Annotated in this window: 5 protein-coding genes and 2 pseudogenes; all 7 read left to right on the forward strand. The window is 43.9% G+C overall.

Annotation, left to right across the window (positions count from 1 at the left end):
• The first annotated feature begins 20 nt into the window (after nt 1-20).
• The 7 genes and pseudogenes from rhaM to JCM10512_RS12710 all read left to right on the forward strand — a co-directional run bounded on the left by rhaM (nt 21) and on the right by JCM10512_RS12710 (nt 15258).
• The gene (rhaM, locus tag JCM10512_RS12680; protein ID WP_044163576.1) at nt 21-335 is read left to right on the forward strand and encodes an L-rhamnose mutarotase; all 315 of its coding nucleotides are present in this window, start codon (nt 21-23) and stop codon (nt 333-335) included.
• Nucleotides 336-470: 135 nt separating this feature from the next.
• Entirely contained in the window at nt 471-4763 is a 4293-nt protein-coding gene (locus JCM10512_RS12685; protein WP_044163638.1) for a hybrid sensor histidine kinase/response regulator transcription factor, read from the forward strand.
• A 1243-nt stretch (nt 4764-6006) separates the two neighbouring features.
• Nucleotides 6007-8416 (forward strand): annotated as a pseudogene (locus tag JCM10512_RS12690) (glycoside hydrolase family 88 protein).
• Nucleotides 8417-8452: 36 nt separating this feature from the next.
• A complete protein-coding gene (locus JCM10512_RS12695; RefSeq protein ID WP_044163579.1) occupies nt 8453-9886 on the forward strand; it encodes a glycoside hydrolase family 28 protein in 1434 nt (477 codons plus the stop codon).
• Nucleotides 9886-11195 (forward strand): annotated as a pseudogene (locus JCM10512_RS12700) (glycoside hydrolase family 88/105 protein). Before JCM10512_RS12695 ends, JCM10512_RS12700 begins: the two are co-directional and overlap by 1 nt.
• Nucleotides 11196-11430: 235 nt before the next feature.
• The gene (locus JCM10512_RS12705) at nt 11431-12972 is read left to right on the forward strand and encodes a pectate lyase family protein (RefSeq protein WP_044163582.1); all 1542 of its coding nucleotides are present in this window, start codon (nt 11431-11433) and stop codon (nt 12970-12972) included.
• Between the two features lie 36 nt (nt 12973-13008).
• Nucleotides 13009-15258: a fasciclin domain-containing protein gene (locus JCM10512_RS12710; protein ID WP_044163584.1), complete on the forward strand. Its 2250-nt coding sequence runs from the start codon at nt 13009-13011 to the stop codon at nt 15256-15258.
• The last annotated feature ends 3 nt before the right edge of the window (nt 15259-15261 follow it).

Here is a 15261-nt window from a genome sequence, read left to right on the forward strand (position 1 = left end):
AACTTTAATTATATAAGACTATGAAACGAGAAGCTTTTAAAATGTATTTGAAACCGGGCTGTGAGGCTGAGTACGAGAAGCGTCATGCAGCCATCTGGCCGGAGCTGAGAGCCTTGCTTACAGCAAATGGCGTATCGGATTACTCCATTTATTGGGATAGAGAAACCAACATCCTCTTTGCCTGTCAGAAGACAGCGGGCGAGGGAGGATCGCAGGATCTGGGAAGCACGGCTATTGTGCAGAAATGGTGGGATTATATGGCTGATATTATGGATGTAAATCCGGATAATTCTCCAGTTTCGATACCACTCCCGGAAGTGTTTCATATGGATTGATACTTTGGTCAATAAAGCAAGGGTTGTTTAGCATCTGATAAACAACCCTCTTCTTATTTTATGCGCTAATTGTTTTCTAATTTCAACTATCTTGGCTATTTTTGTATAGCATTTATCATTAATCTTAACATCCACATGAAGAATAGGTTTACTCTGACTTGGTTACTTCTAACCTTGCTAATTTTTAATACGTATGCTGGCATCGAGCTTCGTTCCAAACAGATGAGAACGAGCGACGGACTCCCGAGTAACTCAGTGCGTTACATCTATCAGGATAGCAAAGGCTTTTTGTGGTTGGGTACTCTGAATGGGTTAAGCCGGTATGACGGAAACTCCTTTCTTACTTTTCAGCCGGGAGCGGGGAAAAACGACCGTATTTCATTGGCGGACAATCGAATTAATCGTCTGATAGAAGATAAAAACGGTTTCCTTTGGGTGGCCACTACTCCTGAATTGTACAGTTGTTATGATTTGGAGAATGCACGCTTTGTCGATTTTACAGGTACTCGGAACCTGGAACAGAATTACTCCAATATGCTTGTTGCCTCCAATGGCGATGTATGGCTTTGGCATGTGGGGAACGGAGTGCGGCGAGTAGCGGTAAGCAAGGAGAAACGGGAAATGACCTCGACGGAGTTTAAGACCGAGCATGGCAACTTGTCGGACAACCGGGTGCAGTTTGTTAGCGAAGATTCTTCGGGAAGAATGTGGTTTGGCACCATGCGCGGCCTTGTCTCATTCTATAAAGGAAAATATAAGATAGAAGATAGAAAAAGCAATTTTATCTTCTCGCAGTCGTATCAGAAAGATATGTATTTTCTAACTACCAATGGAGATGTTTACTGTTACGTGGCTGCTTCCGGAGAACTGAAAAAACGGGCTTCGCTAGTAGGTGGAGCCGGACGCATTACGCCGACAGGGAGCTTACTTCTCAAAGATAAATGGGTCATCTTTACCGCCAATGGAGTCTATAATTATGATTTCACCTCGCAGCGGGCCTCCGTCAACTCCGAGTTGAAGATAAAGCAGGGGAATGTGATTTGTGACAATAAAGGGAATTATTGGATATATAACCATACAGGGCGTGTTTATTACATCTTGGCTAATACCGGTGCGGTGAAAGAGTTTCAATTGATCCCGGAGGATAAGTTGAGCTATATCGATTATGAGCGTTATCACATGGTGCACGATTCGAGAGGTATTGTCTGGATCTCAACTTATGGCAACGGACTTTTTGCTTATAATACAGCTGAAGATAAACTCGAGCATTTTGTTTCGGACGAGAAGAATGCCAGTCCGATCAGTTCGGATTTTCTGCTGTATGTGATGGAGGACCGGGCGGGAGGTATCTGGGTCAGTTCGGAGTATTCGGGGCTGTCGCGAATAACGATTGCTAATGAAGGCATTACACGTGTGTTCCCAGAGTCGAATGAACTCTTCGATCGCTCGAATACGATACGTATGTTAACTCGGATGCAGAGTGGCGATGTTTGGTTAGGAACCCGGAAAGGAGGCTTGTACAATTACGATGTGCATTTGAATCCCAAAGTGAGCAATCAGTATTTTCACTCCAGTGTCTACGCCATTATGGAAGACCGAGAGGGGCGAACCTGGATGGGTACGCGTGGCGATGGCTTGAAAATAGGTAATACCTGGTATAAACGGGTGGCGACTGATCCTGCCTCGTTAGCCAATGATCATATATTCTCCCTTTACAGAGACCGGCAAGATCGTATGTGGATCGGTACGTTCGGAGGAGGATTGGATCTGGCAGTACCTACTGCTGACGGTAAGTATGAGTTTCGTCATTTCTTTCAGCAGAAATATGGATTGCGTATGATTCGGGTGATGGAGGAGGATGAGAACGGACTGGTTTGGATGGGGACTAGCGAGGGAATTTGTGTCTTTCATCCGGACTCGTTGATCGCTAATGCCGATAATTACCACTTGTTCAGTTATACCAACGGAAAGTTCTGCAGCAATGAAATCAGGTGTTTGTATCGTGACAAGAAAGGGCGTATGTGGGCCGGAACCTCTGGTGCGGGGCTAAATCTTTGTACGTTGACCGATGATTATAAAACGTTGAAATACGAGCATTATGGAACCTCAGAAGGGCTAGTGAATGATGTGGTACAGGCTATTCTGGAGGATGAATCCGGACGTTTATGGGTTGCTACAGAGTATGGTATCTCAAAGTTTAATCCCGAGAATAGCTCGTTTGAAAACTATCTATTCTCTTCCTATACGCTTGGAAATGTATATAGCGAGAATAGTGCTTGTCTGGGAGTCGATGGGAAGCTGCTCTTCGGAACCAACTATGGGTTGGCTGTGATTGACCCCCGGAAGATCCCAAGCAATGAGTCTTTTTCTCCGGTCGTATTCACCAACCTCTATGTGAATGGTATTCAAACGAATCCTGAAATTGACGATTCGCCATTGAAGCAGTCACTGTCTTATTCGGACGAAATAACTTTGCGGTATTTCCAGAACTCTTTCCTGCTTGATTTCTCTACCTTCGATTATTCGGATAGCGGACAGACCAAATACATGTACTGGTTGGAGAACTATGATAAGACGTGGAGTGCACCTTCGTCATTGAACTTCGCTTCGTATAAGTATCTGGAGCCGGGCACATACCTGTTGCATGTGAAATCGTGCAACGGCGCAGGCATCTGGAACGAAAGGGAAACGGTATTGAAGATCGTAATTGTCCCTCCACTTTGGAAAACCGGTTGGGCTATGGTGGGTTACTTTATCTTGATTGTGGTGGCTTTGTATTTCGCATTCCGCATCGTCCGGGACTTCAACCGGTTGCGCAATCGCGTCAATGTAGAAAAACAATTGACCGAATACAAACTGGTATTCTTCACTAACATTTCGCATGAATTCCGTACGCCGCTAACCTTAATTCAGGGAGCTTTGGAAAAGATACAGCGTGTCGACGATATTCCGCGAGAATTGACGCATCCGCTGCACACCATGGAGAAGAGCACTCGCCGGATGTTGAGGCTGATCAATCAATTGCTCGAATTCCGTAAGATGCAGAATAATAAGCTGACTCTATCTTTGGAAGAAACCGATGTAATCGCTTTCCTATATGAGATATTCCTCAGTTTCGGAGATGTTGCCGAACAGAAGAACATGGTTTTCCGCTTTCTGCCTTCTGTGCCTTCCTATAAGATGTTTATAGATAAAGGGAATGTGGATAAGGTGGCTTACAATATTCTTTCCAATGCTTTTAAATATACACCATCGGGTGGATCGGTTCTCTTTACGGTTCATGTAGACGAAGAGAAGAAGATGCTGCAAATTCAGGTGTCTGATACCGGCGTTGGTATTCCGAAGGATAAGCAGAATGAGCTGTTCAAGCGTTTTATGCAAAGCAGCTTCTCGGGTGATAGTATCGGAGTGGGTTTGCATCTGACTCATGAATTGGTACAAGTGCATAAGGGAACGATTGAGTATACGGCAAATGAAGGCGTTGGGTCTGTATTCACGGTTTGTATTCCTTCGGATAAAACGATTTATGCCGATAGCGACTTTTTGATTCCCGGAAATGCGTTGCTCAAAGAAGCGGCCGGGCAGGCACAACATCTGCTTGATCTGAATGAAGAACTTCCCGAACCGGAGAAAATCGCGGTTCCTTTAAATAAACGGAAGGTTCTCATTATTGAGGATGATAATGACATTCGAGAATTCCTCAAAGAAGAAGTCGGCATCTATTTCGAAGTAGAGGTGGCAGCTGACGGAACGTCAGGCTTTGAGAAGGCGTGTACCTATGACGCCGATCTGATAATCTGTGATGTCTTAATGCCGGGTATGACCGGATTTGAAGTTACCCGAAAACTGAAATCCGACTTTGCAACCAGTCACATCCCTATTATCTTGTTGACGGCCTTAAACTCGCCGGAGAAACACTTTGAAGGCATTGAGGCCGGTGCAGATGCTTATATTGCAAAACCATTCAGCATCAAACTGCTGTTGGCTCGTGCTTTCCGCCTGATCGAGCAAAGAGATAAGTTGCGAGAGAAATTCTCTAGCGAACCGGGCCTTGTTCGGGCTGCGATGTATACTACCGACCGCGATAAGGAATTTGCCGACCGGTTAGCGATAATTTTAGAGCAACACCTCTCTCGTCCGGACTTCTCAATGGATGAGTTTGCTCAGTTGGTCAATCTCAGGCGTACGGTGTTTTACAAGAAACTACGTGGGGTTACCGGTTATTCTCCGAGTGAGTATTTGCGTATCGTCCGGATGAAAAAAGCGGCGGAACTATTGCTTTCGGAAGAGAACTTCACCGTAGCGGAGGTATCGTATAAGGTTGGTATCAATGATCCGTTCTATTTTAGTAAATGTTTCAAGGCTCAGTTTGGTATGGCTCCTTCCGTTTATCAGCGTGGGGTAGATAATGCTTCTCCGGAAGAGTAACCCGCTTAACTACTTTCCTACATTTTACGAGTCCGATAAATGCATGGCAGGCGGTGGTTCGAGAGATCACCGCCTGTCCCTATTTGCAAAGCATGTTTTATGCATTTGCCCGATCTTATTATGCAAATTCCAACATCATGCGGTAGAAATTTCTGCCGGGCTTATGAGCAGCCAACGGAGGCCGGCCGATCGGCTAACGGAGGTTGGCTTATCGGACAACCCGGGTCGGCTGATCGGCCAACACATGTTGCCTCTATTGTTTGCTTGCCTATTGGAATCCAAACAATCGTTTGTGTTTGCATACGCATTCTCTGTGTTTTAGCCGAACCAAGCTGTTGCAACAGAGAAAGACTGAAAGGCTCTTCGTTGATTTAGGTTCAAATTTGCTCTCGTTTCGTTCTGTTTTTATTCGATATCCGGATGGTTATAGGGTAAAAGTGGTTCTATAGTCACTTGAAATTAGCCTATTGTTGTTAGGCTCTCAGGTGTTAATAGCTTGGGCTTGGAATATTAATAGTCTATCTCTCAGCTATTAATAGGTTGGCACGCAAGTAACCTGAATCAAGAAGTTCGGTTACTCAGCCCAAGTACTCAGCTTACCCCAACCTGGCACTCCGTTTACCTCACTCAAGTACTCAGGTTGCTTTCAACAAGTACTCAGTTTACTTAAAACGACTGATCAACTCTTCCAAATACCCGACGGAATTATCTCTTTGAGAAAACAGGCTTGCATTTAAATAGGCTAAAAACCGCCTGAAACCCGGTAACCTGCTTTTAATTACAGCTTTCAGCCGCAAGTGTCTATTGTATAGCTGCTTATCTCTGAAACTGAAACCTGAAGGGGGAAATCAAACGATTGTTTTACCGCTGTTTTTACATGTAATTATTGAGCTGTTTATTCCAAATATATATCATAAAAGCGTTCGCATTTGTGAATCCGAACAGGCTGTGCACTATCCTGCCGCCATATGGGGATGGAAAAACGTACAGATGCATGGATAATCATACATGCATACCTTGCCAGGGATGAAGAAACGTACAAATTTACATTGATAGCTTAATTTATCTATTTTTCATCTACTAATAACGGGATATATTTGCGACATGTTTAATCGGGTCTAATAACTATAAAAACGTCATGAAACAGTCTGCATATATAAGTATTCTCTTGTTCGCATCACTTCTGTTTTTCCCTTTGGGGCTTCTTGCTGATGTGCAACTTCCTTCAATCATCTCGGATAATATGGTTTTGCAGCAGAATGCGAAAGTACGTGTTTGGGGGAAAGCTCGTCCGGGAGAGAAAATCACATTAAAATCTTCGTGGGAACGTAAAAAACACAAAGTCACAGCTTCTGAAGGAGGCCGTTGGGAAGTGTTTATGCAAACTCCGTCGGCTGTGGCCAACCAGACGCTGACTTTAAAAGGAGATAACGAAATTATTATCCGTAACATACTCGTCGGTGAAGTTTGGTTATGCAGCGGACAATCGAACATGGAATTTCCGGTAGCCAAAAATCCGGCTACGAAATGGAAAACTGGTATGCTAAACGAAGCCGAAGAAATGAAGGATGCCGACTATCCCCAGATTCGTCTCTTTCATGTAGAACATCAGTTATCAGCCGGAGTGGAAGCGGAAGATTGCAAAGGGGAGTGCTGGTATGCACACCCGAAAACTTAAAAGACTTTTCAGCAGTAGGCTTCGTCTTCGGACGCCGTCTTTATAAGGAACTGAATATGCCGGTCGGTCTGATCCAGTCCACCTGGGGTGGAACGCACGCCGAATCATGGACACGTATGAATGTAATGGAGAATAATCCGCTTTATGCCGATGTAATGGCGGAGTTTGCGCAGAAGGATGTGAATAAAACCCCTGCTACGCTGTGGAACGGAATGATTGCTCCTTTACGTGGATATACTTTGAAAGGAACAATCTGGTATCAGGGAGAATCCAATTCAATTCGTTATGAGAAGTATCAGGAGGTGTTTATGAATCTGATAAACAGTTGGCGTACAGAGTGGAACCAGCCGGATATGCCTTTCTACTTCGTACAGATTGCTCCTCATTACAAGCAGCCTGCCGGTATACGGGAAGCGCAGCTGAAAACATGGCAAAGTAATTTAGATAATATAGGTATGGTAGTTGTGACGGATGCAGCCGATTCTACGGATATACACCCGCGCAACAAGGTAGTCCCGGGCGAGCGATTGGCAGCTTGGGCGTTAGTGAAACAATATGGTAAAGAGATGATTTGTTCAGGTCCGCTGTATAAGTCGATGGAGATAGCGAACGGAAAAGTTACGCTGACATTTGACTATGCGGCAGGCGGCCTTCGAACTTCTGGTGATGAGCCTGTGAAAGGATTCTTTATAGCGGGTGCAGATGCTCGCTTCTATCCTGCTACGGCACTCATCACTGGGAGCACGTTGGTTCTGTCATCCCCTCAGGTTGTTTCCCCGGTAGCTGTGCGCTATGGATACGGCACCTTTTTCCGTACGAACCTATATAATAAGGAAGGATTTCCGGCAGTCCCGTTCCGCACCGATACATTTGCGGCAGATACTTACTATCGTCTGTTTGCTGATTCGGAAATGCGACGTTTCCCCGAAGCGTGGCAATTGGATCACGGAAAGCGGCTGTTTTTTGGATATGCGCAGGGCGTAGGGTGCTGTGCCATGTTGCGCCTGTGGAAACAGACCGGTGAGAAACGCTATTTCGACTATGTGGAAAAGTGGGCTGACTCCTTGATCAATGAGAAAGGGCAGATTCACCTTTACGCAAAGGAAACTTATAACTTGGATTATATCAACTCCGGTAAAGTGTTATTCGACCTTTATCGCGAAACTCATAAAGAAAAGTATCGCTTGGCGATGGACGATCTGATCGATCAACTCAAGAAGCAGCCGCGAACAGCCGACGGTGGCTTTTGGCACAAGAAGATATACAATCGTCAGATGTGGCTGGATGGCTTGTACATGGCTTCTCCGTTTATGGCACAATATGGCGTGGAGTTCAATCAGCCGCAATGGATCGATGAAGCCGTACGTCAGTTTAGACTCTGTCACCTGCATACGTATGATGCTAAAACAGGTCTTTATCATCATGCTTGGAACGAAGATAAGAGCGAGCGTTGGGCCGATCCGGTAACGGGACACTCACCTAACTTCTGGGGACGTAGCATTGGTTGGTGGTTTATGGCGTTGGTTGATGCGCTTGACTATATCCCTCAAAACCATTCAGGATATGCCGATATGGTTAGCTGGATCAACGGCTTGGCGGAAGCACTTCCTAAGTATCAGGATAAAAACGGGTTGTGGTATCAGGTTATCGATCAGCCCGATCGCGAGGGAAACTTCCCCGAAGCTTCCGTTACCGCTCAATGCATGTATGCCTATGCGAAAGCTGTCAACAAGGGATATATTGATGCAAAATATCGCGCTGTAGCCGAAAAAGCGTTCAAAGGGATCTCGGATAAACTACTAGTTCGCAATGTCGACGGTACATTGACGCTGACTAGATGTTGCCAGGTGGGCGGATTGGGAGGAAAACCCTACCGCGATGGAAGTTTCGAATATTACATTGGCGAGAAGATGCGCGACAACGACGCAAAAGCTACCGGCCATTCATTATGGGATGTTTGGAATTAGGGAAATAATAGGTATTCAATTATAAGAACATAATCGTTTTAATTATGAGTAAATGTGTGTGTATAGCTTTCTTTTTTGCGTCTCTGGCATTAGGAATTACTGCCCAAACTTTAAATATCCCGGATTTTCCTTGGATGAAGGAGGTTGGTGCAAAAACATTTCCGGTTCAGCCTGTAGAGTATAATGTAAATGACTTTGGCGCTTTGGGAGATGCTGTACAAATGAATACGGAAGCCATTCAAAAAGCGATTGATGCGGCCGAACAAGCAGGAGGCGGAACGGTTACTTTCAATCCGGGGGCTTATCTTACCGGTTCTATTTTCTTAGGTAATAATGTCAACCTGAATATTCCCAAGGGAACTACGCTTTTAGGTTCTCAGAATCTCGAAGATTATAAGCGTATCGATACTCGTGTTGCTGGTGTAGAAATGAAATGGCCCGCTGCTTTAATTAATGTTTTGGGGAAGAAGAACTCCGCTATTTCCGGCAATGGAGTTATTAACGGGCGAGGCAAAGTCTTTTGGGATAAATACTACGCAATGCGCAAAGAGTATAACCCCAAAGGATTGCGTTGGATTGTCGATTATGATTGTGAACGTCCGCGCGGAATTTTGATTGAAAGCTGTGAGAATGTAACCGTACAGGATATTGTTTTGTATCAACCGGGTTTTTGGAGCCTTCACATCTTATATAGTAAATACATCACTGTAGATGGAGTTATTATTAGCAATAATATAGAAGGGCGGGGTCCGAGCACCGATGGAATCGATATTGATTCTTCGGAATACATCTTGGTTCAAAACTCAAACATAAATTGCAATGATGATAACTTCTGTTTGAAGGCCGGACGTGATAGTGACGGACTTCGGGTGAATCGTCCTTGCCAGTATGTTGTGATCCGCGATTGTATTGCCGGGCATGGGGATGGATTATTCACTTGTGGCAGCGAAACATCGGGAAGTATCCGCAACATCGTTGCTTACAACATGAAAGGTGTGGGAACGAAATATGGACTCCGCTTCAAAAGTACCTGTCAACGTGGTGGGGTAATAGAAAACATCTATCTGTCTAACATCGAGATGATCAATGTGCGCGATCCTTTTGTCGTAGACATGGATTGGCATCCGGCTTATAGCAATTCTTTATTGCCGAAGGGATATAATAAGAATACGATTCCTGCTCACTGGACGAAGATGCTGACTCCCGTAGATCCGAAGCAGGGCACTCCTAAGTTTCGTAATATCTATTTGAACAATGTGTCGGCTGTTAATGCAGAGACTTGTGTGAAAGTGACCGGTTTGAAAGAGAGTACACTTGATACCTTCCGGTTTGAAAATGTTCGTTTCAACGGTAAGAAAGCGGGTAAAATCGTTTGGGCGAAAGATTGGGAAATGACTGACTTTCTGGTAAAAGCCTCAAGCCAGTTGCATATGGAGAATAATCAGAATGTACAAATGTATAATAAGAAAGTAGAATGATGAAACGATTAAATATTCTTCAAGTATTGGCAGTCGTTGCCAGCTTGTCGAGCTTCTCCGTGCAGGCTCAGACAAAAATGAGTGCAGAAGATGCTGCCGTTAAGATTGCTGATCGAATTTTGAGTCATACAACTTATGATTTCAAAGATACGAAAACAGGGAAAATATATCCCTCAGTGAAGAATATACCTTTCTCCATGGATGTAAAAGTCAATTGCAAGTATAACAATTGGCATTACACCAATGGCGTTACCCATATTGCTTTGATGGAACTTGCCGATAAGCTCGGTAATAAGAAGTATGAAAGCTATGTGCAGAAGAATATGGACTTTGTTTTCAATGAAGGAAACCTGGACTTCTTCCGCAAACAATATGACGAGGCTTTCAAAAAAGGAGGATGGAATGCTGTTCGTAGCCATAGCTGGCATATGATTTTCCGGGGAAAGCGTTTGGACGATAACGGGCCGATGGGTGCCAGCCTGATTGAGCTGCAAATGAAACACCCTGATAAAGCGTATTTAAGCTACATCAATGAGACGGCAGCACATCTAAATGATGGAGAACCTCGTTTGGATGATGGAACCATTGCTCGTATCTGCCACACGTAAATACGATTTGGGCGGATGACGCTTTCATGGCTATTTCTTTTCTCGCCCGTATGGGGACCTTGACCGGTGAGGATAAGTACTTTACGGATGCTGCTATACAAGTGCTCAATTACACCAAGTATTTATGGTGTGCGGAAAAGAATATTTATTACCACTGTTATCACACAGATAATAATGAGCACGGTGTAGCTCATTGGAGTCGTGCCAATGGTTGGGTATTCATGGCACAAGCCGATTTGTTGAGCCGGATGCCTAAGAATCATCCGATGCGTGAAGCGGTTCTTGAAAACTTCCGCAAGCAAGCAAGTGGTGTAGCTCGCTATCAGGGCAAAAATGGCTTGTGGCATCAACTACTGGATAAAGAAGATTCGTATGAGGAGATTACTGGGACTGCCATGTTCGTTTTCGGAATGGCTCGTGGGGTGAAAGAAGGATGGTTGAATCCGGATTTTATCTATGTCGCCTGGCAAGGATTATCCGGTATGATGACTAAAATTACAGATAACGGTGATGTTTCTGCCATTTGTGTGGGTACAGGAATTATGCCTTCTACGACTTACTATTATCGTCGTCCGACACAGTCCAATGACCCTATGGGCGAAGGCCCGGTATTGCGGGCGTTAGTCGAAATGATGGATGCTCCTAAGTACACCGAGATTAAAGCAGAAGAGCAATACGATAAGATCGGACCGGGTCTTTAATTGTATGTTTATTTTATAACGTTTGATTGTAATTGGTATGTGCGTATTTCTCTACAAATGGAGTTTGTTAGTGAGTTGAAGATAAAAGCGTGTTGATTCGCCATGTTGGTTTTGGGCAAGGCCATGGTTGGTTTTTAACACTGGTAGTTATCGTTGGAGAATAGGCCTAAATACCGTTTTATAGTAAATTTAGAAAACCAATGTTTAATTAAATAATGCCCATATTTAGAAGTATATGAAAAACATTTTCTTATCTATTTGCAAGAAAGCTGGAATCTTATTGATCCCTTGCTTATCGGTTGCTACTTTGTTTGCCTGTGTAGACAAAAGTGGTGAGAGTGATTTAAATCCGGTTCCTCCCACCAATTTGGCGGACGGTTCAGACGGAGTTGATAATAGCGGTGGAAACAGTGGTGGAACTGGCTTCCCTATTTTTGAAGGTGGGGGCGTACTAGCTTTCCCTTATGCCGAAGGTTATGGACGTAATGCTACTGGTGGACGTGGTGGTGAGATCTATCACGTGACAAACCTCAACGATAGTGGTGAAGGATCATTTCGTGATGCTGTCAGTAAATCCTATCGTGTGATTGTATTTGATGTGTCGGGTATCATCAAACTGAGCTCAAGCCCGATCGTATTGAAAAGTAATCAAACAATTTTGGGACATACTGCTCCCGGTGACGGAGTGGTGCTCTACGGTGGCCGAATCTCTGCCTCTGGTGCTTCCAACTTGATTGTGCGTTACTTACGCGTTCGTATGGGCGCTGCTTTTTCCGGAGATTCTGATGCTATGGGGATTGCGAATGGTAGTAACATGATTTTCGACCACTGCTCGATTACATGGGGAAAGGATGAAAACTTCTCTATCAATCCGGATGGAAAGGGTACACGCCCTAAAGATATCACGATTCAGAATTCGATCATTGGTCAGGGATTACAGAATCACTCTTGTGGTGGTTTGATTCAAACGAACACCGATGAAGGAATTACGATTTATCGTAACCTCTATATTGATAATAAGACTCGTAACCCCAAAGTGAAAGGCTTGAATCAGTTTGTTAACAATGTAGTGTACAACTGGGGAAGCGGTGCAGCTTATAACATGGGTGGAGACTCATCGGGCTCATCGGAAACGGCTATTGAAGATAACTACTTTATTGTAGGGCTTTGCAATAACTGGCAGAATGTAGCACAGGTTGACGGAAGTATTAAGGTAGAGAATGTACCCATGAATCCTGCTCGTCCATTTACGGGAGGTAATGCGGATTTTAGCACCTATTGCGTTGGTAACTATTATGATAAAGATAAAGACGGAGTCTTGAACGGGGTGGAAATTACGGAAGCGAATTGGGCTGAACATTGTAGTGGTGCACCTAATTTTCTAGCTGCCCGTGCCTCTGCTCATCCCGTTATCAAAGAACATATGAATGCTACCGATGCATATAACTGGATCGTGAAGAGCGTAGGAGCTGTTCTCCCCGTACGTGATGAAGTAGATGCATTCTTAATTGATGAGTTGACCTCTTTGGGAACAAAAGGTACGATTATTCAAAAAGAAACAGATAAAACCCAATTCCCTCTAGGTGGCCCCGGTACTATTAAAACCGGAACAAAACTTTTGGATACGGATAATGATGGTATGCCTGATGTATTTGAAGACACATGGGGATTGGATAAGAATGATCCTTCCGATGCACTGAAGAAGGCGTCCAACGGATGGACAAACCTTGAGAACTATGCTTTCTCGCTCGAGTATCCGGCAAAGTATGTTAAGTAAGAATTTAATTCTTTGTAAAATAAATATTTAATCAACATGAAAGACATCAAGTTTATTAGAAAAATGTGGTGGCTATTGTTTGCTCCGCTATTCTTGCTCGCTTGCGAAGACAAGATGACGGAGCATTATGAGGTGCCGGACTGGGTAGCAGGGAGTGCTTGGGAAGTACTGCAAGAGAAAGGTGGTTATTCCATCTTCCTGCACGGAGTAGAATTGGCAGGATATAAATCCATTATGGATGGAAGAAGTATCCTGACTATCATGGCCCCGGACGATGACGCCTTCAAGGTATATTTGCAAGCGCATGGGTATAGTAGTATCGACGAAATAAATGCAGAGGAACTGAAAAAACTGATCGGGTTCCATTTGCTTTATTATTCGTACAATACGGATAAACTGATCAATTTCCGTCCCGAGGGAGACTTGGCTTCGGAAGAGAATAAAAATAAAGAAGCGGGTCTGTACTATAAGTTTCGTACGCATAGTGCCAGTTCTCCCAGTACGGAAATTGACCGTAAGACCGGAAAGCATATTACGGTATATCACCTGGAACGTTTTTTACCGGTGTTCTCGTATCGCTATTGGCAAACCAAAGCGATTGATGCTAAATCGAATTATGAGTATTTCTATCCCAATTCTACATGGTCGGGAGAGAACGGATTCAATGTATCCAACGCTTCAGTGCAGGAATATGGTATCACCGCTAACAATGGATATATCTACAAAATTGACCGTGTATTAGAGCCGTTAGAAACGATCTATACTGTCTTGGAAGACCACGACGAATATTCTGTATTCCGTGATTTGTATGATTCTTACAGTGAGTACGCGTACGACCAAACGCTTTCGAATGATTATGGGGCTACCATCGGTGTAGACTCTCTCTATTTACATAGTCACGGAACTTCACTGCCTCCTATAGCCATGGAGTGGCCGACATCGTCTTATCAGGCGGTAAAAACGCTAGCTTCTGTTTCTTATAGTGTATTTGCTCCAAGCAATAAAGCTTTGAATAATTTCTTTGAAACGTATTGGGCGAAGGGCAATTATGAATCGTTGGAGGATGTGGATAAGTTGGCTATGAAGCACTTACTCTTCCAGTTTGTAAATGTTGGCTTAGCTGTTTTTCCTGATCAAATAAAAAATGGTACGGTGAAAAATCAATACGGCGTGCCTTTCAACTTCGATCCTAATAAAGTAAAAGATCGGGTTATGTGCGTAAATGGAACTTTCTACGGCTTGGATGAAATGACAAATCCTCCTCTGTTTGGTTCTGTAATGGGCCCGGCTTTCCGTGATAAAGACCGTCTGGCTTATCTGTATGCTTTAGATGGCTCTAATATGCTGAACTCCTACGCTTCGACCGAAGCTAGTTACACGATGCTGATTCCGTCCGATGAGGAAATGACCGAAGGGGAATTTACGCTGAATTATTATGAGGACGGAAACGTATTGCAAAGAGAAACCGAAAACGGATGGTCTGACATCGGTTCATCTGCATTGCAGCAACTTGTACAAACTCACACATTGGGTAGTGAGAAAAATCTAAAGGCAACTGGCTCGCATGTGTATACATCACAGCTAAGCTTCAACTACTGGTTCCTGAAAGATGGTAAACTTACTTGTAACGCTTGGTACAATCAAGTGCTAGAACCTGATTATAATGGCAATCCTTTCGTGGAATTGACAGAGCTGACAGATGATGGGAAGAAATGGACAAACGGACGATCTTACGCTTATGGGAATACGAATGGATTGATAAGCTTGGATGAAACGAATGGTTTGGAGCAAAAGCTGGCAATTAACAGCGACTCCCGTTATCCTTATTTCGCTTTTGTGCAATTGCTCAAGAAAGCCAATATGGTGAGCGGTGAAAGTATTTCCGGTTTGTTCGGCGGACGTTTTATTGTGTTTATTCCTACCGAAGCTGCCATTAAGACAGCCTTGGCAAATAATGCTATTCCGGGAATCACAAACGGTGCATTGAGCAGTAGCGGAATTACCGGTACAATCAATCTAGCTACACTTCAGAATTATCTGCGTTCTTATTTCATCAGTAGAACGACCAATGTGTTTACTGATTATCCCTATATAGGTTCGAATTTTAAGAATGCTGTCTATCAGACGCTCAATCCTGAAGTGAAAATGACTTATACTGATACCGGAAGCTCGTTGAATGTAAAATTGAACAACAGCAATAAAGTAGGAACGGTGACTTCCGATTACAACTATTTCCCGTTTGCTTTCAGTGACGGTTGTTTCCATTTTATTGATTCTACCTTTTGATAA

The organism is Bacteroides reticulotermitis JCM 10512 (assembly GCF_000517545.1).
GTDB lineage: Bacteria > Bacteroidota > Bacteroidia > Bacteroidales > Bacteroidaceae > Bacteroides > Bacteroides reticulotermitis.